This window comes from Paenirhodobacter enshiensis, assembly GCF_000740785.1.
Lineage (GTDB): Bacteria > Pseudomonadota > Alphaproteobacteria > Rhodobacterales > Rhodobacteraceae > Rhodobacter > Rhodobacter enshiensis.
Map to the genome: position 1 here is coordinate 305,460 of NZ_JFZB01000007.1, position 21,082 is coordinate 326,541.

At 67.0% G+C, this 21,082-nt stretch carries 19 protein-coding genes and 1 tRNA gene; 8 read left to right on the forward strand and 12 right to left on the reverse strand.

What is annotated here, in order from left to right; translation table 11 throughout:
- The first annotated feature begins 95 nt into the window (after nucleotides 1–95).
- Entirely contained in the window at nucleotides 96–947 is an 852-nt protein-coding gene (gene yghU / locus CG50_RS06565) for a glutathione-dependent disulfide-bond oxidoreductase (protein WP_036636287.1), read from the forward strand.
- 60 nt (nucleotides 948–1,007) lie between these two features.
- Here the strand turns inward: yghU and CG50_RS06570 are convergent, their stop codons facing one another.
- The gene (locus tag CG50_RS06570; protein WP_036636356.1) at nucleotides 1,008–1,379 is read right to left on the reverse strand and encodes a glycine zipper family protein; all 372 of its coding nucleotides are present in this window, start codon (nucleotides 1,377–1,379) and stop codon (nucleotides 1,008–1,010) included.
- Between the two features lie 289 nt (nucleotides 1,380–1,668).
- Between CG50_RS06570 and CG50_RS06575 the strand changes: the two genes are divergently transcribed.
- Complete coding sequence (locus tag CG50_RS06575; RefSeq protein WP_036636288.1) at nucleotides 1,669–2,700, forward strand: Ldh family oxidoreductase; 1,032 nt, start codon at nucleotides 1,669–1,671, stop codon at nucleotides 2,698–2,700.
- Between the two features lie 66 nt (nucleotides 2,701–2,766).
- Here CG50_RS06575 and CG50_RS06580 read toward each other — a convergent pair whose 3' ends face one another.
- A complete protein-coding gene (locus tag CG50_RS06580; protein ID WP_152559452.1) occupies nucleotides 2,767–3,816 on the reverse strand; it encodes an ABC transporter substrate-binding protein in 1,050 nt (349 codons plus the stop codon).
- A gap of 379 nt (nucleotides 3,817–4,195) precedes the next feature.
- Here CG50_RS06580 and CG50_RS06585 point away from each other — a divergent pair, with 379 nt between their 5' ends.
- The 4 genes from CG50_RS06585 (at nucleotide 4,196) to CG50_RS06600 (ending at nucleotide 9,545) form a co-directional block, all read left to right on the forward strand.
- Nucleotides 4,196–4,636, forward strand: coding sequence for a TrgA family protein (locus CG50_RS06585; protein WP_036636290.1), 441 nt, complete (start codon nucleotides 4,196–4,198; stop codon nucleotides 4,634–4,636).
- A 74-nt stretch (nucleotides 4,637–4,710) separates the two neighbouring features.
- Nucleotides 4,711–5,889 (forward strand): NUDIX domain-containing protein, encoded by a 1,179-nt coding sequence (locus CG50_RS06590; RefSeq protein WP_036636291.1) that lies wholly within the window; start codon nucleotides 4,711–4,713, stop codon nucleotides 5,887–5,889.
- Between the two features lie 54 nt (nucleotides 5,890–5,943).
- On the forward strand, nucleotides 5,944–6,975 hold the full coding sequence (locus CG50_RS06595; RefSeq protein ID WP_036636292.1) for a cysteine synthase A: 1,032 nt from the start codon (nucleotides 5,944–5,946) through the stop codon (nucleotides 6,973–6,975).
- Between the two features lie 2 nt (nucleotides 6,976–6,977).
- The gene (locus CG50_RS06600; protein ID WP_051909618.1) at nucleotides 6,978–9,545 is read left to right on the forward strand and encodes a DUF3772 domain-containing protein; all 2,568 of its coding nucleotides are present in this window, start codon (nucleotides 6,978–6,980) and stop codon (nucleotides 9,543–9,545) included.
- 78 nt (nucleotides 9,546–9,623) lie between these two features.
- Here CG50_RS06600 and CG50_RS06605 read toward each other — a convergent pair whose 3' ends face one another.
- Both CG50_RS06605 and CG50_RS06610 read right to left on the reverse strand, forming a co-directional pair.
- A complete protein-coding gene (locus CG50_RS06605; RefSeq protein ID WP_245615620.1) occupies nucleotides 9,624–10,310 on the reverse strand; it encodes a hypothetical protein in 687 nt (228 codons plus the stop codon).
- Complete coding sequence (locus CG50_RS06610) at nucleotides 10,310–10,927, reverse strand: thiamine phosphate synthase (RefSeq protein ID WP_036636293.1); 618 nt, start codon at nucleotides 10,925–10,927, stop codon at nucleotides 10,310–10,312. Before CG50_RS06610 ends, CG50_RS06605 begins: the two co-directional genes overlap by 1 nt.
- 128 nt (nucleotides 10,928–11,055) lie before the next feature.
- Between CG50_RS06610 and CG50_RS06615 the strand changes: the two genes are divergently transcribed.
- Both CG50_RS06615 and CG50_RS06620 read left to right on the forward strand, forming a co-directional pair.
- The gene (locus CG50_RS06615; protein WP_036636294.1) at nucleotides 11,056–11,796 is read left to right on the forward strand and encodes an RNA methyltransferase; all 741 of its coding nucleotides are present in this window, start codon (nucleotides 11,056–11,058) and stop codon (nucleotides 11,794–11,796) included.
- 191 nt (nucleotides 11,797–11,987) lie between these two features.
- A tRNA-Gly gene (locus CG50_RS06620) sits at nucleotides 11,988–12,061 on the forward strand.
- Between the two features lie 116 nt (nucleotides 12,062–12,177).
- On the opposite strand, the gene hemP is transcribed toward CG50_RS06620, so the two are convergent.
- From hemP to CG50_RS06655, 8 genes are all read right to left on the reverse strand, one after another.
- A complete protein-coding gene (gene hemP, locus CG50_RS06625) occupies nucleotides 12,178–12,363 on the reverse strand; it encodes a hemin uptake protein HemP (protein WP_036636295.1) in 186 nt (61 codons plus the stop codon).
- A gap of 247 nt (nucleotides 12,364–12,610) precedes the next feature.
- The gene (gene cydX, locus CG50_RS16510; RefSeq protein WP_081880310.1) at nucleotides 12,611–12,727 is read right to left on the reverse strand and encodes a cytochrome bd-I oxidase subunit CydX; all 117 of its coding nucleotides are present in this window, start codon (nucleotides 12,725–12,727) and stop codon (nucleotides 12,611–12,613) included.
- 14 nt (nucleotides 12,728–12,741) lie between these two features.
- Nucleotides 12,742–13,902, reverse strand: a complete 1,161-nt coding sequence (cydB, locus tag CG50_RS06630; RefSeq protein WP_036636296.1) for a cytochrome d ubiquinol oxidase subunit II — start codon at nucleotides 13,900–13,902, stop codon at nucleotides 12,742–12,744.
- Nucleotides 13,903–13,908: 6 nt separating this feature from the next.
- On the reverse strand, nucleotides 13,909–15,507 hold the full coding sequence (locus tag CG50_RS06635) for a cytochrome ubiquinol oxidase subunit I (protein ID WP_036636297.1): 1,599 nt from the start codon (nucleotides 15,505–15,507) through the stop codon (nucleotides 13,909–13,911).
- A gap of 224 nt (nucleotides 15,508–15,731) precedes the next feature.
- A complete protein-coding gene (locus CG50_RS06640; protein WP_036636298.1) occupies nucleotides 15,732–17,444 on the reverse strand; it encodes an amino acid ABC transporter ATP-binding/permease protein in 1,713 nt (570 codons plus the stop codon).
- Nucleotides 17,441–19,144: an ABC transporter ATP-binding protein/permease gene (locus tag CG50_RS06645; RefSeq protein ID WP_036636299.1), complete on the reverse strand. Its 1,704-nt coding sequence runs from the start codon at nucleotides 19,142–19,144 to the stop codon at nucleotides 17,441–17,443. Before CG50_RS06645 ends, CG50_RS06640 begins: the two co-directional genes overlap by 4 nt.
- Before the next feature lie 152 nt (nucleotides 19,145–19,296).
- On the reverse strand, nucleotides 19,297–20,451 hold the full coding sequence (locus CG50_RS16515; RefSeq protein ID WP_245615622.1) for a Hint domain-containing protein: 1,155 nt from the start codon (nucleotides 20,449–20,451) through the stop codon (nucleotides 19,297–19,299).
- Nucleotides 20,452–20,754: 303 nt separating this feature from the next.
- A partial coding sequence (locus CG50_RS06655) for a Hint domain-containing protein (RefSeq protein ID WP_036636300.1) occupies nucleotides 20,755–21,082 on the reverse strand: 328 nt, incomplete at its 5' end.

Genomic DNA, 21,082 nt, shown 5'->3' on the forward strand with positions numbered 1-21,082 from the left:
GAAAGCCGAAAGGGACAGGGGGAGGCAGTTGCCGGGAGCGGGCGGGCCGCTATCTTGCGGGTGAGGGCGCATCTGGCGCCGATGAGGAGAGAGCGATGACCTACACCCCGCCGAAAGTCTGGAACTGGGAGCCGCAGGGCGGCAAATGGGGGGCGCTGAACCGTCCCGTGGCCGGGGCGACGCATGACGCCGAGCTGCCGGTCGGGCGCCATCCCTATCAGCTTTACTCGCTGGCGACGCCGAACGGGCAGAAGGTGACCATCCTGTTCGAGGAGCTGCTGGCCGCGGGCCACAAGGGCGCGGAATACGACGCCTGGCTGATCGACATCGGCAAGGGGGATCAGTTCGGTTCTGGCTTCGTCGCGGTCAATCCGAACTCGAAGATCCCGGCGCTGATGGACCGCAGCGGGCCCATGCCGGTGCGGGTGTTCGAATCCGGCGCGATCTTGCTGCATCTGGCCGAGACCTTCGGTGCCTTCCTGCCGGCCTCGGGCCCGGCGCGGGCGGAAACGCTGTCCTGGCTGTTCTGGCAAATGGGATCGGCGCCCTTCGTGGGCGGCGGTTTCGGCCATTTCTACGCCTATGCGCCCGAGAAGATCGAATATGCGATCAACCGCTATGCGATGGAGACGAAGCGCCAGCTTGATGTTCTGGATCGCCGTCTGGCCGAGACGGAATATGTCGCGGGCGACAGCTATACCATCGCCGATATGGCGATCTGGCCGTGGTATGGTGCGATGGTCGAGGGGTGGAGCTATGACGCGGCCGAGTTCCTGTCGGTCGAGAAGTACGCCCATGTCAAACGCTGGGCGGATCAGATCTGGGCGCGGCCGGCGGTGAAGCGGGGGAGGATGGTCAACCGGACTTCGGGCGATCCGTCCGAGCAGCTGCGCGAGCGTCACGACGCCAGCGATTTCGAGCTGCGCACCCAGGACAAGATCGGCTGAGCCCAAGGCTGGGGTCAGGAAGTTCCGCCGCGACCTGCGCCGCGGCGGAACGGAGCAGGATCAGCCGACGACGCGATAGCCGCGGCCGCGCATGCAGTTCGCGATGATCGACTCGCGGTTCTGGTTGTTCTGCAGCGCGCTGGCACCGACGCCGGCAAGCGCGCCGACGAGGCCGGCGTTGCGCACGTTGTGACCCTTGTTCGAGATCACCGCGGTTCCTGCCGCAGCCACGCCCGCGGTCGCCGCCGAGGTCATTGCGGTGTCGCCGTTCAGCATCGGCTGCGAGGCGGCCAGCTGCCGGCACTGCGCCAGATCGTAGTTGTAGTTCGGATTCACCGGACCGTCGATGACCGGCGTGTAATTGGCGCCGGTGTTCTGACAGGCGGCAATCAGCAGCACCACCGGAATAACCATATACTTGCCAGAGCGCATGTCTGCTTTCCCTTCAAACCGGGCCGAATCGGCCCATTTCGTGATGGTCGGATGGAAAATATCCGCCATTTCGGGGTGAACTGTCCAGCCCGCGCGCCGGGCCGCGGGCAAGGCTTGGCCGATGGCCTCATCGGTCTTCGCGAAGAGACCGTGGCCCATGGCCACCCTGTTGCGTGTATGCCCCGGCGGGGCTTGCCTTTCGGCCCGGCCTCTTCCTAGAATGCAAATCCAAAATACAATATGAATGCAGCCGGCCCTCCGTGCCCGCCGCCACAGCAGAGAGAGGCCGATGAGCCAGATCACCCATGTGCCGCTCGCCCGTCTGGAACAGACCGTCACGGATATCTTCGTCCGCGCCGGCATGACGGCCGAGGGCGCCGCCGCGATGGCCGAAACCATCGTCGCGGGAGAACGCGACGCGTGCAAATCGCACGGCATCTACCGCATCGAAGGGTGCTTGCGGACCATCCGCGCCGGCAAGGTCCGCGCGGGTGCAGTCCCGGTTCTCACCACCGACAGCTCGGCCATCGTGCGCGTCGACGCCGCCGGCGGCTACGGGCCCGGGGCGTTCCGCTGTGGCCTGCCCGCGCTGATCGAGCGCACCCGCGCCCTTGGCCTCGCGGCACTCGTCATCAACGACTGCACGCATTTCTCCGCGCTCTGGCACGAGGTCGAGGCGCTCACTGACGCGGGTCTCGCCGCCCTCGCGATGTGCCCGAGCTACGCCACCGTCGCCCCCGCAGGCGGTATCCGGCCGCTTCTGGGCACCAACCCGATGGCCTTCGGCTGGCCGCGCCCGGGGCCCACGCCCTACGTCTTCGACTTCGCCACCAGCGTCACCGCCCGCGGCGAGATCGAGCTTCACCGCCGCGCCGGCACGCCCTTGCCCGAAGGTCAGGCACTCGATGCCGAAGGCCACCCGACCACCGATCCCGAGGCTGCGCTCGCCGGTGCCATGCTGCCCTTCGGCGGGCACAAGGGATCGGCCATCGCGACGATGATCGAGCTGCTCGCCGGTGCGATGATCGGCGATTTCAACAGCTCCGAGGCGCTCGACTGGCTCGGGACCACGGCGCTTCTGCCGCGCCACGGCGAACTGATCCTCGCCTTCGATCCGGCGCGCTTTGCCGGGGGGCGTGCCGATCCGCTGGCCCGCGCCGAAGGGCTGCTCGATGCGATCGTGGGGCAGGGGGCGCGGCTGCCCTCGCAACGCCGGTTCGAGGCACGGGTTCGCGCGCGCGCGGACGGCGTCGCTCTGACCGAGGCCGAGATCGCGCTTCTCGACCGGCTGCTGCGCGACGGCTCCGACGCCGTGGCCTGAGCTTGTCGTCCCATGAAAAAGGCCGCCCGGTGGGGGCGGCCTTCGCGGTGGTCTTCGGGCGCGGGATCAGTAACCGGCCTTGATCTTCTCGAATTCCGCGAGCTGCTTCTCGCGCAGCTGCGGATCGTTCGGCACCTGCGCCAGAACCGGCACGTCGACCGGGTTCAGCCCCGCATCTTTCAGCTGGTCGGCCGGGATTTCCTTCATTCCCTCGAGGTTCGAGTGGCCGTAGCCGATCGCGTCGAGCAGCGCCGGCGCCGCATCGGGACGAAGCCACGAGTTCATGAAGTCATAGGCCTTCTGTTCGTCGCCCGGGCCGCCCTTGAGGTTGACGTAGCCGCAGATGAACGAGGCCGAGCCCTCTTTCGCCGAGCGCTGGAACGCGACCGGATACTTGTCCTGCTTGAGGTAGTTCACGCCGTCGTTCCACGACCAGGCGACCAGCACCTCGCCCGAGGCCATGATCTGCGACATCTCCGACGGGTCGGCCCAGTAGGAGCGGACGTTCTTATGCGCTTCGCGCAGCCAGGCGGCGGCCTTCTGGAACTGCTCGTCGGTGACATGGGTCCAGTCGCTGACCCCGGTCGCGAGATAGGCCAGCGACCACACGTCATCCGACGAATTCGGCAGCGAGGTCCGGCCCTGATACTTCGGGTTCACGAAGACCTGCAGCGTCGCCACATCCTCGGCCGGAACCTCGTCGGGGTTGTAGGCCACGCCCACCGCACCCCAGTCGGTCGGCAGGAACCACACGCCCTTGTCATCCTTGAAGATCGGCGAGTTCAGGAACTTCGGGTCGATGTTCTTGAATTCCGGGATCTTCGAGACGTCCCAGGGCTCGATCAGCCCGGCGTCGCGGTATTTCGAGATCATCTGCGAGCACGGATGCGCCACGTCCGCTTTGAACCCCGAGGCGAGCTTCTGATACGCCTCGTCGTCGTCGCCGAAGAACGAGTAGGTCGGCGGCGCACCGTATTTGTCCTTGTAGGTCTGATACAGGCCCTCGACATCGAAGCCGGCCCAGTCGAACACCAGAAGCCCCTTGTCCTCGGCCATGGCCGGCAGGGCGAAGAAGGCGGTCACGATGCCGCCGAGAAGCAGGGAAGACGTCTTCATGATCTGGAAAGGATCCTGTGTTGTGATGGCTCCGGACCGAGGCTAGACGGGGGAGGGGGACAGGCTCAAGCGTTAATCGCGTTTCGTCACGTTCGGGTGAGCGAAGCCCCGCCGTCCTGCCCAAGGCGCAGGCGCCGTTTTCCGACATGACCAGATTTTGCCGCGATTGCCGTAATTTTGCCACAATCTGGCGGCAACCGAACCCGGTCCTCCGGAACACTGGGGTGCCTGCGGGTGACCGCGGGGCGTCAGAACCCCGGTTCCGGCGCGAAATTCGCGGCGTTGCCTTGCGGTTCGGACGGGGCGAGCCGGTCGTTTTGCCGCTTCCGAACGAGTATGTCCTGTGCCCAGAGTTCAGTATCGAGACAACAAGGTGAACATGCCGACCGCGGCGCGCGGCCTTGGCGCGGTGGGGATGGCGGCGACGGCGGCTGTTGCCGCCTCGGTCGCGACGGGCCATCTGGATGCGGGGACGGATCATCCGGGGTTCGTGTGGGTCTGCGCGGCGATGGGGTTGGCGCTCGGTTGGCGCTCGATCGGATCGGCGGCGGGCAAGGGCTGGGGATCGGCGGTGCGGGCGGGTCTGCGTGCGGCGATGTATCTTGCGGTGCTGGCGATTGCCTACCTCGGTGGGGTGGCGATGCTGATGCGCGCGGTTCGGCTGCGCTATCACGGCCCGTTCGAGGCGCTGACCGATGTGTTCGGACAGTGTTTCGACATCGGACGGCAGCTTTATCAGCTCGATCTGATCGGGGTGCTCTTTTTGGGGGGCGCGCTTTCCGCTATCGTGGCCGAATGGGCGAGCCGGCACTGGAGATAGGCGCCGGGCCGGGTTGTCTGCGCTGAACCGCAGCGTGCCGGCCTGTCGCGGCCGCGCGCCGGATGACGGGCCAGATGACGGGAAAGACCTTGGATACTCTGTATTTCTTCTTCGGAACGCTGCGGCACGCACCGCTGCGCGACCGTGTTTTCGGCCGTGCGATCGAGGTTGAAGCCGCAACCCTCCAGAACCACGAGACCCGTGTCGCGCTGACCGCCGGGGGGCAGGAACAGTCCTTCCCGATCCTCGCGGCCACTCCTGGCACCACGGCCGAAGGGGTGCTGGTGCATCTCGGTCCGGCCGAAGCGGCGCGGATGGCGTTCTATGAACTTGGCTACGAGAGCCGCGCGATGACGGTGATCCGCGCCGACGGCCGGCCGGTGACGGCCCGGGTGCTGATCCCGGAGGACGGGCACTGGCGCCCCGGGGCCCGCTGGTCGCTTGAGGACTGGTGTGCCGAATGGGGCGCGGTCTGCGTCGCGGCGGCGGATGAATACATGGCGCTGATGGGGCGGGTGAGCCCCGAGGTGGCGGTGCTGCGCTATCCGATGATTCTGGTGCGCGCGGCCTCGGCGCTGCGCGCCCGCTCCGAGGCAGCCCCCGCCGAGCTGCGCCGCGACGCCCGGCCCGAGGACATTGAGACGCTCTCGTGCTCGCAAGGCTATGCGCGGTTCTTCGCGGTCGAGGACTACCGGCTGCGTCACCGCCATTTCGACGGCACGATGTCGCGCCCGCTTGAGCGGGCGGTGTTCGTCTCGGGCGATGCGACGGTGGTCTTGCCCTACGATCCCGTGCGCGACCGGGTGCTGCTGGTCGAGCAGATCCGCATGGGGCCGATGGCGCGCGGTGCCGCCAATGCCTGGCAGATCGAGGCGATCGCCGGCCGCGTCGATCCCGACGAGACGCCCGAGCAGGCGGCGCGCCGCGAGGCGGGCGAAGAGGCGGGCCTTGCCCTCGGTGCGCTGATTCCCGCACCGCGCTTCTACCCCTCGCCCGGTGCGAAATCGGAATACCTCTATTGTTATCTCGCGCTGGCCGATCTGCCCGACGGAACCGGCCGGCCGGGCGGGCTTGAGGCCGAGGGCGAGGACATTCGTCCGCATCTGGTATCTTTTGCGGAACTGATGCACCTGATCGACACGGCCGAGGTGGAAAACGGTCCGCTGATCGTGCTGGCGCTGTGGCTGGCGCAGCACCGCGACCGTCTGCGCGCCGATCCGCGGCCGATCGCCGATCGAGGCAATTTGGCTTGAGGGGCGCCCCCGCGCGGCCTAAGTGAGACCTGACATTCTGCGAAGGAGCAAAGCATGACAATCCGCGAGGATCTGGCTGCGGCGGTCGGCAACACGCCGCTGATCCGCCTGCGCAAGGCATCGGAACTGACCGGGTGCGAGATCCTCGGCAAGGCCGAGTTCCTCAACCCCGGCCAGTCGGTCAAGGACCGTGCGGCGCTGTCGATCATCCGCGACGCGGTGGCCAAGGGCGAGCTGAAGCCCGGCGGCACCATCGTCGAGGGCACCGCCGGCAACACCGGCATCGGGCTTGCGCTGGTCGGCGCCTCGATGGGGTTCCGCACGGTGATCGTGATCCCGGAAACCCAGTCGCAGGAAAAGAAGGACATGATCCGGCTCGCGGGCGCGACGCTCGTGCAGGTGCCGGCCGCGCCCTATTCGAACCCGAACAATTACGTGCGCTATTCCGAGCGTCTGGCGAAGGAGCTGGCGAAGACCGATCCGAACGGCGTGATCTGGGCGAACCAGTTCGACAACACCGCCAACCGCGACGCCCATATCCGCACCACCGGGCCGGAGATCTGGGAACAGACCCAGGGCAAGGTTGACGGGTTCATCTGCTCTGTCGGCTCGGGCGGCACCTTCGCCGGCAACGGCATCGCGCTCCAGCCGAAAGGCGTGAAGATCGGCCTCGCCGATCCGGACGGTTCGGCGATCCACAATTTCTACGCCAACGGCGCGCTGAAATCCGAGGGCAGCTCGATCACCGAGGGCATCGGTCAGGGCCGGATCACGAAGAACCTCGAGGGCTTCACCCCGGACATGAGCTTCAACATCCATGACAGCGAGGCGCTGCCGGTGGTGTTCGATCTGCTGTCGGAAGAGGGGCTGTGCGTCGGCGGCTCCTCGGGCATCAACGTCGCGGGCGCGATCCACATGGCGCGCGAGATGGGGCCGGGGCACACCATCGTCACCATCCTGTGCGACTATGGCACGCGCTATCAGTCGAAACTGTTCAACCCCGAGTTCCTGAAGCCGCGCGGGTTGCCGGTTCCGGCCTGGCTCGACGGTGCCGGGCGGGCAGTTCCCGAAGTCTTCGAAGGCTGATCATGACCGCGATGCGAGTGCTGCGCCTGTGGGCGGTTCTGCTGTGTCTGGCACTGCCGGCGTTTTCACCGGCATTCGCCGATGACATTGCCGCGCCGAACTATACCCAGTGGGAAAAAGAGGCCACGGCGGCCGAGAAGGTGGTGTCCGACAACGCCGCCAGCGACACGCGGCTGAACGATCTGCGCGCCAGCATGGTCGAATGGCGGACCTCTTTCAACGAGGCGACCGGCATCAATGCCGACCAGATCGCCACGGTGAAGAACCAGATCGCCGCGCTCGGTCCGGTGCCGACGGACGGCACGGCGGAGGATCCGGCCATCGCGCAGCGTCGACAGACGCTGACCGACAGCCTGACCAAGCTGCAGGCGCCCGGCCTTGCCGCGACCGAGGCCGCGAGCCGCGCCGATGGCGTGGTGCGCAACATCGACAAGATTCTTCGCGAACGTCAGGCCGACAAGATGCTGCGGCTGTCGCCTTCGGCGCTCAATCCGGCGAACTGGGCTCCGGCGTGGTCGGTGCTGCACTGGATGTCGCTGTGGATCTATGACGAGACGCAGCGTCGCTTCGCGCAGACCTCGAATTACGACACGCTGCGCGACAACGCGCCGCTGATCGCGGTGCTGGTGCTGGTCTCGTTCATTCTGATCGCGCGCGGCAGTCGCTGGATGGCGCGGCTGAGCAAATGGCTGCTCGGCAAGACCGAGATGCGCGGACGCGATCTGGTTGCGGCGATCGTCTCGGTCGGGCAGGTGGTTCTGCCGGTGATCGGGGCGGTGCTGCTGACCCAGGCGCTGCGGCTGACCACACTGTTCGGCCCGATCGTGACCTCGTTCTTCGCCGAGGTGCCGCTTCTGCTGCTGGCCGCTCTCGGGATGTGGTGGCTCGGTGCGCGGATCTTCCCGGCCGACCCGAAGGTGCCGAGCGCTCTCGGCTTCGCGGGCGAGCACCGGGCAGAGGGGCAGATCCACTCCGCCACCATGGGCATCGCGCTCGCGCTCGAATATCTGGTGCTGCACTGGATCGCCCCCAGGGCCGAGGATTACCTTGGCGGGGCGGGGTTCCTCGCTTCTGACAAGGCCCGCGCCATCGCCGAGCAGGCGCAGGAGGCGATGTCGGTCCTGCAAGGTCCGCTGCTGATCCTCGCCGGTCTGTCGCTGTTCCGCATGGGCCAGCTGATCCGGCACAATCTGGCGGTGATCGAGGCGCGCGACGACGAGGCGCAGTTCCAGTACAAGCTGGTCCGCTGGGTGGCGAACGCGATCATCCTGATCGGTGTCGCCGGTCCGGTGATGGGGCTGATCGGCTATGTCGCGGCGGCGAATGCGTTGCTGTGGCCGACCATCGTGACGCTTGGCGTGATCGCTCTGGTGATCGTCGCGCAGAACTACGTCGCCGAGCTTTATGCCGTGCTCACCCATTCCGAGGACCGTATCGGCGAGACGCTGCTGCCGGTTCTGGTGGGCTTCGTGCTGACGCTTGCCGCGCTTCCGGTTCTGGCACTGGTCTGGGGCGCGCGCCCCGAGGATCTGCTGGAACTGTGGGCGCAGTTCAAGGACGGTTTCCAGCTTGGCGGGGTGAAGCTGTCGCCGGGCGTGTTCCTGACCTTCGTCGTGGTTTTCGCCATCGGTTACACGATCACCCGGCTGGTGCAGGGCGCGCTGCGCACCTCGATCCTGCCCAAGACCTCGCTCGACCGCGGCGGACAGAATGCCATCGTCTCGGGGCTCGGCTATCTCGGGATCTTCCTCGCGGCGCTTCTGGCGATCTCGGTGGCGGGGATCAACCTCAGCTCGCTCGCCATCGTCGCCGGTGCGCTCTCCGTCGGTGTCGGTTTCGGTCTCCAGACCATCGTGCAGAACTTCGTCTCTGGCATCATCTTGCTGATCGAACGGCCGATCTCGGAAGGCGACTGGATCAAGGTCGGATCTGATCAGGGGATCGTCAAGGCGATCTCGGTGCGTTCGACCCGGATCGAGACCTTCGACAAGTCCGAGGTGGTGATCCCGAACGCGACGCTGATCACCGGGCAGGTGACCAACCTGACGCGCACCAACCGCACCGGGCGGGTGATCGTCAAGGTCGGCGTGGCCTATGGCACGGACACCCGCAAGGTCGCGAAGCTCTTGCAGGAAATCGCCGAGAACCACCCTCTGGTGATGATGAATCCCGCCCCCGCGGTGCTGTTCACCGGCTTTGGCGCCGATTCGATGGATTTCGAGATCCGCGCGATCTTGTCGGATGTGGGCTTCGGAACCTCTGTTCAGTCCGAGATGAACCATCAGATCGCCGAGCGTTTCGCCGCCGAGGGGATCGAAATCCCCTTCGCGCAGCGCGACCTGTGGCTGCGCAACCCCGAAACGCTGGCCGAGGCAATCTCGGGTCACCCGGCGGAGCATGAGGTCGCCGTGGCGCCCGAGGGTCCGGCTGAAAAGCCGCGGATCGCATCGCCGTCGGGCGAGGGGCTCAAGCCTCTCGATCCGCGGCTTCGCGACGAGGCACTCGATCGCGATGACGACGAAGGTCGTCTGGGCGACAATGACGGAACCGAAGAGGACGACGGGCGCTGAGGCGCCCGTTTCCTTTTGTCTGTCGTATTTCGGTGTTTCGGGGAGACCGGCGTGCAGGGGCAGGATGCCCCGCTTCCGTCAGCGCGTGACGACCACGAGATCGGCGGCGCGCCCCTCGCGGGCAAGGATGCGCCCGTTCGGAAGATCGTTCGCCTCGATCCTCGCGCGGGCCTCTGTCTCGGGCAGATCCGACCAGCGCGCGGCGAGCCGCGTGCGAAGCACCGTTTCCGGCACGCTCAGCCGGATCGTCAGATCGAACAGCGGGAACAGACCGCGCCAGACCGGGCGGTTGAGCAGCAGATAATTCCCCTCGACCAGCACGAATTGCGTGCTGGCCGGGACTGAGCCGGCATCGGGCAGCACCGCATCGGCGGCGCGGTCGAACAGCGGCACGCGGATATCCTCGCGCGCGGTCTTCAGCGTGCTCAGCAGTGCAAGAAGCCCTGCGGCATCGAAGGTCTCGGGCGCCCCCTTGCGTGCAAGCAGCCCCCTTGCGTCAAGTTCATCGTTCGGCAGATGGAACCCGTCCATCGCCACCACCGCGGCCGAACCGGGGGTGCGCGCATTCAGGTCCGCCGCGATTTCTGCCGCCAGAGTGCTCTTGCCCGCGCCCGGGGCGCCGGAGATGGCGATCAGCATCCGCCCCTCGCCGAGCTGGCGCAGATGCGCGGCCAGATCGGCGCGCTCCACCCGCAGCTCGCTTGGCATGAACGCCCCGACATCGCCCATCGGCCCGTCGGAATCACCCAGCCAGAATTCGTCCATCAGCCCATCGCCCCGACGAGCCGGGCGAGTGCCGCGATCGGATCGGCCTCCGACCAGATCTCCTCGCCGATGGCGAAGAAATCGGTGACCGGGGCCAGTTCGGCCACCAGCTCGGGGGTCAACGCGCCCTCGGCGACGACCGGAACCTCGATCATCTCGCTCCACCACGAGAACAGCTCGCTTCCGGCGCGTTCGGCATGGCCAAGGCCGGTATCGCCCACCGGGCCGAAGCTGACGTAATCCGCGCCCGCCTCGCCGGCGTTGATCCCCTCGTGCCGCGTCGCGCCGCAGGCGGCCCCCACGATGGCATCGGCACCAAGCGTCTTGCGCACCGCGCGCACCGAGCGCGCCCCGTCCGTCAGATGCACCCCGTCGAGGCCGAGCCGCTCGACCAGCGCGACGTGATCCTCGATCACCAGCGCCACGTCATGGGCATGGGCGACCTGGCGCACCGCATCGGCGGCACGGATCACCGCATCCTCGTCCTTGCTGGCAAGCGCCAGCCGGATGCAGGCGATCTCCTGCGCCTCGAGCACCCGCGACAGCGTCGCCGGAAACGTCTCGAGATCGAAGCTCGGCGGGGTCAACAGGTAGATCTGAGCGCGGTCCTCGGCCATGGTCCAGCCTTTCATGATGGTTGCGCGCGTTCTAGCGCAGCCCGCCCCGCCTTGCCAGAGGCGAACGGCAGGGCTATGGCCCTTTGCCGAACCGGCCAAAGCGCCGACCGCCGCTGAAAAGGACTGCCATGACCGACCTGATCCGCAACCCCGTCTTCGTGCTGGTGCGCCCGCAGATGGGCGAGAACATCGGCTCGGCGGCGCGTGCGATGCTGAACTTCAGCTTCAACGCGCTGCGCCTTGTCGCGCCGCGCGACGGCTGGCCCAACCCGAAGGCGGTGGCGACGGCCTCGGGCGCGGCGCATCACGTGCTCGATTACGCGGGCGTGTTCGACGACACCGCCCGCGCGATCGAGGATTGCGATTTCGTCTTCGCCACCACCGCGCGCGGCCGCGAGCTGACCAAACCGATCTACACCCCCGAAGCCGCGATGACCGAGGCCCGCACCCGCATCGCCGCCGGACAGAAGGTCGGCATTCTCTTCGGGCCAGAACGCACCGGCCTCGAGAATGACGACATCGCGCGGGCGAATGCGATCATCACCATCCCGGTCAACCCCGAGTTCTTCTCGCTCAACCTCGCCCAGGCCGTTCTGCTGATGGCTTACGAGTTCTCGCGTCAGGAAGGCTCGGCCCTGCCGGTCGATCCGGGCCTCGCCGGCGCCGAGATCGCCTCGGCCATCGAGATCGAGAAGCTCGGCGATCACTACGAGGCGGAACTGGAGACGGCAGGTTTCTTCTTCCCGCCGAACAAGGCGGCGCTGATGCGACGGAACCTGCGCAACATGTGGTCGCGATTCGGTCTGACACGGGCCGATGTGCAGACGCTGCACGGCCTGCTGCGTCAGGTGCTGCGCAGGCGCGACTGACGTGTTTCACTCTTTCGCTTTGCCGAAAATATCCCGGGGGTGAGGGCCGTCAGGCCCGAGGGGGCAGAGCCCCCTCCCTTTTACCTTCTGCGGGGCAGAGCCCCCACCTTTGCCCCGAGAGCCTCCCTGCGCGGAGCCCTCCGCTTTCGACTTGCGGCAGCGCCTTTCAGCGGCTAATCAGTCCTGACCTGGCGGGTATGGTGTAGTGGTAGCGCCTCAGCCTTCCAAGCTGATGGGGCGGGTTCGATTCCCGCTACCCGCTCCAGGATTTCCCCTTTTGTGTCCGAGACTCAATCTCCTCTCCCGGAGAGGCCCGCCGATACCGGGCCGTTCTGCCGTGGGGAGACCGCGGGACCGGCCCGATCCCGGCCGCGCGCGCGGTCATTTCGTCAGAATCAGCTTTCCGGCCCTGGTGATGCGCAGCGTGTAAAGCTGCCCGTCGAGGTCGATCTGGGCCAGATGTCCGCCGGCGGTCAGGCTGCGGGCATCGTGCTGCGGAACCGTCTGCGCGGGCCGGGCGATGGCAAGGGCGGGGCGGGGATCGGTGAAATAGGTCTGGGCGGTCATCTGTTGTCCCTCTGTCTCTGATCGGCGTTCGGTGGAAGCCTGCGGCAGAAGCCGCGCACCTCACGTCTATATCCTGACTGAAAAACTCGTGTATGTAAATCATGATTCACGAATGCCGGAAATGTCCTGCCGGTCCGCCGGGGCGCGGCGACAGGGGCGGCACGAAGACAGGGACGGCACGAAAAAGCCGCCCCGGAGTTCTCCGGGGCGGCCTGTCGCACGCGTTGTCCTGCCGGGGCAGGGGCGCTTACTTCTTCTTTTCACCCGACAGCGTGCTGTCGTTGTGCAGCTCCAGCCACATCGCGTTCGCGACAGCGACAAGAGCGGCGAGAGGCAGGCCCAGAAGCCACGCGAAATACCACATGAGAGTTTCCCTTCTCAGTAATAGGAGTGGCCCTTGGTGACTTCCTCAGCCGTCACCTTGCCCCACAGAACCTTGTACACCCAGCTGGTGTAGGCGAGGATGATCGGCACGAAGATGACCGCGCAGACCAGCATCACGAACAGCGTCAGATGCGAGGACGAAGCGCTCCACACCGTCAGCGAGGCGTTCGGCTGGATCGAGGACGGCAGGATGAACGGGAACATCGGAAGGCCGACCGAGGAGATCACGCCGAAGATACCGATGGCCGCCGAGATCCAGGTCGTGCCCTCGCGGCCGGCCCGCAGACCGAAAACCGCGCCGATCATGCCGAGGATACCGAGCGCCGGGGCGATCCAGATCCACGGACGGGCGGCATAGCTGTCCATCCACGAGCCTTCGCGCACCACATCGAACAGCAGCGGGTTCGCCGGGCCATTGGCCGGGATCTCGCCGACGATCTTGTAGGCGGTGATGCCATAGGCCATCCACACACCGGCGAGGATGTAGAGAACGATCGCCAGGATGCCCGCGACGGTGCCGGCCTTCTGGGCGCGCTTCTGCACGTCACCCGTGGTCTTGATCGAGATCCAGGCGGCACCGATCATCACCAGCATGGTGACGGAGACGAGACCGGCCAGAAGCCCGAAGGGATTCAGCAGCGCCAGGAACTTCCAGTAGAACGGGCCCGGATACATCGGCATCTGGAATTCATTCAGCTGGAACGGGGCGCCCTGCAGCACGTTGCCCACCGCGACACCGAACACCAGCGCCGGGACGAAGCCGCCGACGAACAGCGCCCAGTCCCAGTTGCGGCGCCAGGTCTGGCTTTCGCGCTTGGAACGATACTTGAAGCCCACGGGGCGCAGGATCAGGGCAGCCAGGATCGCGAAGACCGCGAGATAGAAGCCCGAGAAGCTGACCGCGTAGAGCGGCGGCCACGCCGCGAAGATCGCGCCGCCGCCGAGGATCAGCCAGACCTGGTTACCTTCCCAGACCGGACCGACCGTGTTGATGACGACGCGGCGTTCCGCATCGGTCTTGGCGACGAAGGGCAGCAGCGTGGCCGCACCCAGGTCGAACCCGTCCATGATGGCGAAGCCGATCAGCAGGACGCCAAGCAGCACCCACCAGATGACCCGCAGCAGGTCGAGGCTCAGGAGATCATGCAAGATCATGTTGTCTTACTCCGCAGGCTGAATTTCGGCGTCCTTGGACAGACGCGAGTTGTGACGGGCCATCCACTCGTCGGTCAGCTCCACGTCGTCGATCGGACCCTTGCGGATGTACTTCAGCATCAGACCCATCTCGATCACGAACAGGACCGAGTAGAGCGCGACGAAGCACAGCAGCGTGATCGCGAGGTCGGCCGCGGTCAGGTGCGACACCGACAGAACGGTCGGCAGGATACCGTCCACCGTCCAGGGCTGACGCCCGAACTCGGCGGTGAACCAGCCCATTTCGGCCGCGATCCACGGCGCCGGGATGATGATGACCGCTGCACGCAGTGCCCAACGCGGATAGTCGCCACCGCGGAAGTTGGTCTTCCAGAAGAAGTAGATCATGACGGCGATGAACGCGAAGCCGAGCGCGACCATGATGCGGAACGACCAGAACAGCGGCCAGACATGCGGAACGGTGTCGTTCGCAGCCATCTTGATCTGTTCCGGCGTCGCCTGACGCGGATCGTCGACATACTTCTTCAGCAGGAAGGCGTAGCCGAGGTTGGCGGAATGCGCCTCGAAGGTCGCCTTCAGCTCGGGGGTGGCCATACCCTTGGCGGCGCGGATCTGCTCGAGAGCGTCGAGCGCGATCAGACCGTCGGCGATCCGGCCCTCGTTATGCTTCACGAGGTCGTTGATGCCCGGGATCTGGGTGGTCAGCGAACGGGTGCCGATCAGACCCATGACGTAGGGGATGTGAATCGCCCACTTGGTTTCACGCGCTTCCTGATCGGGGAAGCCGAAGGCGGTGAACGACGCCGGAGCCGGCTCCGTTTCCCACATCGCTTCGATCGCGGCGAGTTTCATCTTCTGGTTTTCGCCGGCTTCGTAGCCCGACTCATCGCCCAGCACGACGACCGACAGCGCGGCAGCCAGACCGAACGAGGTCGCGACGGCGATCGAGCGGCGGGCCAGATCGGTGTGACGGCCCTTGAGCAGGAACCACGCCGACACGCCCAGCACGAACACCGAGGCGGTGACATAGCCGGCCGAGACGGTGTGCACGAACTTCGCCTGTGCAACCGGGTTGAACAGCACGTCGAAGAAGTTCGTCATCTCCATGCGCATGGACATCGGATCGAAGGTCGCGCCGACCGGGTTCTGCATCCAGCCGTTGGCGATCAGGATCCACAGCGCCGAGAAGTTCGACCCGAGCGCCACCAGCCAGGTGACGATCACGTGCTTGACCGGGGTCAGGCGATCCCAGCCGAAGAACATCAGGCCGATGAAGGTCGCTTCGAGGAAGAAGGCCATCAGCCCTTCGATCGCCAGCGGCGCACCGAAGATGTCACCCACGTAGTGGCTGTAGTAGCTCCAGTTCATGCCGAACTGGAATTCCATCGTGATACCGGTCGCCACGCCCAGCACGAAGTTGATGCCGAACAGCGTCCCCCAGAATTTCGTCATCTGCCGCCAGATCGGCCGGCCGGTCATGACGTAGACCGTCTCCATGATCGCCAGAATGACCGAAAGGCCAAGCGTCAGCGGCACGAAGAGGAAGTGATACATCGCAGTCGCGGCAAATTGCAGTCGCGACAGCTCGACGATACCAATGTCCATGCGTCGTCTCCATTTCCGAAGTACCCGAGAGGATGAGCCTCTCACGAAAAAGGTACATTCGCCCCATATTTTTATCGGACGATCTTACCTTAGTCAGAGTGACTGCCCCGGACATTGACACGGATCAAAGAGACATCAGGTCGCAGCCCCCTGTGCCGTATTCATTCGGGCGAATGAAATAAGGCCCCTGCGACAGGGTGACGCAGGGGCTTGCGCGGCGGTTTTCAGGACCGCGCGACGGCGATTTCACGGTCGGCGAAGGCGCGGTCGGCGGGGCGGTGACTGACCAGGATGATTCCCGCTTCGGGCAGCAGCGTGCGCAATGCACCGAGAACCGCCGCCGCCGTGTCCGGATCGAGGCCCTCGCTCGGCTCGTCGAGAAGCAGGATATCAGGCTCGCGCAGCAGCGCCCGCGCCAGCACCAGTCGCCGGCTCTGCCCGCCCGAAAGTCCGCTGCCGCCAGGCCCCAGGACCGTCGCCAGCCCCTCGCGCCGGCGCAGCACCTCGCCGAGCTCCAGCGCGTCGAGGATCTGCCACACCCGGTCCGGATCGGAGAACCGCGCCTCGGGCGGGGTGCTCCGGCTTTCGGGGGCCGGGCGCAGCCGCTCTGCGGGCAGAGCGAGGGCGAGGTTCTCGGCGACCGTGCCGCCGATCAGCGCGCTGCGTTGCGGCAACAGCGTCATCGTGCTGCGCAAGGCGGCCTCGGGCCAGTCGGCAAGCGGCCGCCCTTCGAGTGCGATCGTGCCGGAAGTGGCGGGGATCAGCCCGCTCAGCACGCTGAGCAGCGTCGATTTTCCTGCCCCCGAGGGGCCGGAGATCAGCACCGTCTCGCCCGCGGTCAGCGTCAGATCGAGCGGGCCGAACGTCGCCCGGGCACTGCCCGCGCGCCGGTGCGTCAGGCCCTGCGCGACCAGAAGCGGGGCCGAACCCTCGCGGGCAGGGGCCGAGGCAGGTTCCGGCCGGACCGGGGTGTCGCACAGCGCGGTGACGCGCCGCGCCGCGACCTGCATCCGGCCGAGTTCGGTCAGCCCGCGGCGCAAGAGCGCCGGCCCCTCGCCGAGCGCCATGGCGACGAAAAAGCCGATGGCGGCCTCGGCGGGGGTGATGGTCCCGGCCTGAGCCAGCATCCCGCCGCTCAGCAGTGCCGCAGCGGCCGCGATGCCGGTGGTCAGGCTGAGCGCGAAACCGCCCGCGCGGTCGGCTGCTTCCATGCGGTTGCGGGCGGTAACCTCGGCGGCAACGGCCGCGCCGATCCCGGAGCGCTGACGCAGCAAGGCGCCCGCCACCGTCAGATCGGCCCGGCTTTGCGCCATGTCGAGGGTGCGCGCGCGCAAGCTCTGCAAGGCGGTCTCGGCCGCCTCGGCCGCGCCATGCGCGCGCCGTGCGGTGACGATCAGCGCAAGCGTGCCCCCCGCCAGATAGGCCAGCGTCACCGACCAGGCGACCGCAGGCGCGACCAGAAACCACAGCGTCACGAAGGACACCGCCAGCACCGTCAGCACTGTGGCCACCGGGATCAGCAGCCGCAGCAGCAGCCCGTCGAGCGCATCGACATCCGAGGTCAGCCGGTTCAGCGCCTCGGCTCCGCGCAGCCGGTTCTGCGCCTCGAAGGGCAGGCGGGCGACGCCGCGATAGAGCCGCAGCCGCAGCGCGGACAGCGCGCGCAAGGTCGCGTCATGGGTCAGCATCCGCTCGCCATAGCGCGCGCCGGCACGGCCGAGGGCGAGCAGACGCACCCCCGCCGAGGGGCGGAAGAAGTCGAAGTCGATGCCGATCCCGGCGATGCCGGCCATGGCACAGGCGGTGACGAACCACCCCGACAGGCCCAGAAGCGCCGCCCCCATCGCAAGCACCGTCACTCCAAGGATGGCGCCACGCAGAAAGGCCTTCGGTTCGGCCGCCAGCATGTCGCGCGCAATGCGCAGCAAGGATTTCATCGCGCGGTCTCCCCTTCGACGGCAATCACCCGGTCCATCGCGGCCAGCACCGCGGGATCGTGGCTTGCCACGATCAGCGCCGCGCCGCGCGCCTTCAGCGTCATCAGGCCTGACAGCACCGCCGCCGCGGTCTCGGGGTCGAGGTCCGATGTCGGCTCGTCCGCCAGCACGAGTGCCGCCTGCGAATGGATGGCGCGCGCGATCATCAGCCGGCGCGCCTCGCCGCCCGAGACGCCCCCCCCGAGATCGCCCAGATGCGCCTGAAGCCCGCCCGGAAGCGCGGCAACGATATCCTCGGCCTGCGCCGCGGCAAGCGCCGCGGTCAGATCGCCCTCGCGGCCGAGCGTCAGCGCCTCGGCGAGCGGCGCATCGACGAAGCGGGGGCTTTGCGGCAGCCAGCCGATGCCGGCGCGGATCGCGTCCGCGGTCCCGGCGTCGAGGAGGGTTTCGCCCCAGCGGATTTCGCCCGCCTCTGGGTGGATCAGTCCGGCGAGAGTGGACAGCAGTGTGGTCTTGCCCGCGCCCGAGGGACCGGAGATGCCAAGTGCCTCGCCCGGGGCGACGCCGCCGTCTGGCAGGCTCAGCGGGGCGGCGCCCGGGCCCGGGCGCACGCGCAGCCCCGACCAGATGAAGGGCGCGCGCGGCAGGGACGGGGCTGCGCCGCCGGTGCCCAGAATCTCACCGCTCCCGGCAATCGTCGCTTCGGTCGCGGCGATCTCGTCGGCCACGGCCATGGCCGAAGCCCGATCGTGCCAGGCGGCGGCGAGGTCGCGCAGCGGCTGGAAGAACTCGGGCGCGATCATCAGAATGAACACGCCCGCGCCGGTCGACAGCGGCACGCCCCAGGTGCCGAAATGGATCTCGCCAAGCAGAACGAAGCCGGTGTAGACCGCCACCATCGCCACCCCGATCGCCGAGAACAGCTCGAGCACGGTTGAGGACAGAAACGCGATGGCAAGCACGCGCATCGTGCGCTCGCGCAGCCGGTCGGAGGCGGAAGCGAGGCTTTCGGCCGCGCGCGTCTCCGCCCCCAGAAGCCGCAGATCGGCAAGCGCGGCGATCCGGTCGACGAGCAGCGTGTTCAGCGTGCCGACCTCGGCCATCTGGCGTTCCGAGGACTCCTTCGCCGCAATCCCGACCAGCGCCATGAACACCGGGATCAGCGGCCCCGCGACCAGCAGCACCACCGCCGCAGCCCAGCTGAACCACGCCGTCATCGCGATCAGCACGAGGGGCACGATCCGCACCCGCGTCATCGCCGGGGCATAACGCGCGGCCCAGGGGGCGAGCATCGCGGTCTTTTCCGCGGCAAGGCTGGCAAGCTCGGCCGGGGCGGGGCGGCGCGCGCGCGCATCGAGGCGCGCGGCGCGGTCGATCAGCCGCGCGCGGGTCTCGGCGACCAGCCCGTTCGCGGCGCGCTGCGCCATCGCGGTCGAGAGGCGTTCGAGAAATACGCGCAGCACCACCAGCGCCAGGAACCCGGCCGCTGCCATCAGCGGCGTGGGGGCGAAATGTCCGGGGCTGACCAGTCCGTCGATGCACCACGCGACCAGTGCCGATTGCGCTGCCCAGATCAGCTCGGCCAGTGCCGACAGGCTTCCGGCGCGCGACAGAGGGCGCCGGATCGGAGCGGCCAGCGCTCTCAGCGCCGCGTCCTGCGGCGTGGGGCGGGGGCGGGCGGTCTTGGCGGATGTGGTCATCGGAAATTCCCGTGCTCATGCAGGTCGGGCGGCGAAGGCCCGACCTGCCTCTAGCACGTTCCTGTGTCCGGCACAGGGGGGCAGCACGTCGCAGCCCGGGGTTCGTGACGATCTCTGGACGGGTCCCGATGGGTCCCGCCCGGGGTATCGCCTCAGGCCACGAGCGGCTTTCTGTTCTGGATGTGGCGCACGGCAAGCTTGCGCGCCTGACGCCCCGAGACCAGCACACGCGCCGCCGAAGGGGCATAGTCGCGCGTGGCGAGTTCGGGGAACAGCGTCAGGATTTCCGCCCGCGCCGCCTGGCTGATGAGCTTCAGCGCCTCGGGGCCGGTATAGAGGGATTCGGTCTCGGCTCCGTTCGCGACGATCACCTCGTGGCGGTCGAACAGCAGGTGGAAATATTCGACCGGCTGTGCCGCACCGTCGGTGTCGATGCCCGGGATCTGCAAAAGCTGCCTGGCGGCAACCAGAACCTCGGGCTGGCCGAACATCCTCTCGGCGATATGCGAGCGCACGAGAATGCGGTGCTGCGGCGAAACGGTCAGATCGGTGCGCGGCAGTGCCGTGCCGTCCGGGGCGGTGCCGAGAGCGCCGGCCGAGATGCGGATCGGGCGCAACTTGTCCACACGTTCCAGACGGCGGGCCGAAACCACGACCGAGCCGATCCAGCGCAGCGGCTGCGGACCGTGGTCGCTGGTCAGCACCAGATCGCCCTCGGTCAGATCCTCGATGGCCACCTCGCCGCGCACCGTCGCGATGAGGGTGCCGCGGGTGAAGCAGGTCAGCGCGTTTTCATAGGCATTCCGCGTCTCGGTGAACGTCGGGGCATCGTCGCCGCCCGGCGCCGGGTTCTGCGCCGGAGTGTAGGTCTGCGTGGTCGGCGTCGAGGTGAAGGGCGACGTCAGGTCAAGGACGACGTAGCCGGTGTCGCCCCCCTCGGGTTTCAGCACAACGTAATCGTCCCCGCGCCCGAGGCCCGAGACCAGATCGTCACGCACGCCGATCTGGGAATAGACCGTGCTCCAGTGCGAGGGATCGGTGTCCGTCGTCGGATCGCCGGTGCCGGTATAAGCGTAGATCGACCACCACTGGCCGTTGTCGAACTGCGACGCGGAGCTTGAGCCCTGCCACAGATCCAGCCGGTAATAGCTGGTCGTCAGATCCTTGGCCGAGCTGAGGGTGGTGGCATTGTCGACGATCATCTCGAAGCCGGCATCGCCGGAGTTCACGCCGGCAGGATTGTGGGGCTCGGTCGATGTATAGCCGAGCATATCGGAGGTAACGTAAAGACTGGTAATAACGGTCATGGAAAACTCCATTCGAACAACAGGTTACAGACGCAATCCTCCAAGGAGGAGGCCACGTCGATGCCGTCGATGAGAGGGAACGGAACCGCAGGAAACACTGCGAAACTTTATACCACCAACAGACGGCTTCCGCTCATCGCGTCCTACGACCGGTCCGCCTTCCGTTCGGGCAGACCTGATTCACCAGACATTGTATGTAAGTCATAGTTTCGAACTGGGCGAAAGCTGTTAGTTAGGAAACCGGATATGCAGCCGGCGCAAGGCTGACCTTGCGCAGGACAATGGGTGAGGGCGGAAGCCCGCTCAGGCGACCAGAGGCTTGCGGTTCTGGATGTGCCGCACGGTGAGCTTGCGCGCCTGATGGCCCGACACCAGAACCCGCGCCGCCGAGGGGGCATAGCTGCGGGTCGCAAGCTCCGGGAACAGCGTCAGGATTTCCTCGCGCGCGGCGCAGGGAAGAGCCTTCAGCGCTTCGGGGCCGGTATAGAGGGACTCGGTCTCGGCGCCGTTGGCGAAGATGACCTCGTGGCGGTCGAACAGCAGGTGGAAATAAACGACCGGCTGAACCTCCTCGGCGATATCGACGCCGGGAAGCTGCAGAAGCTGTCTGGCGGGGACCAGGACCTCGGAT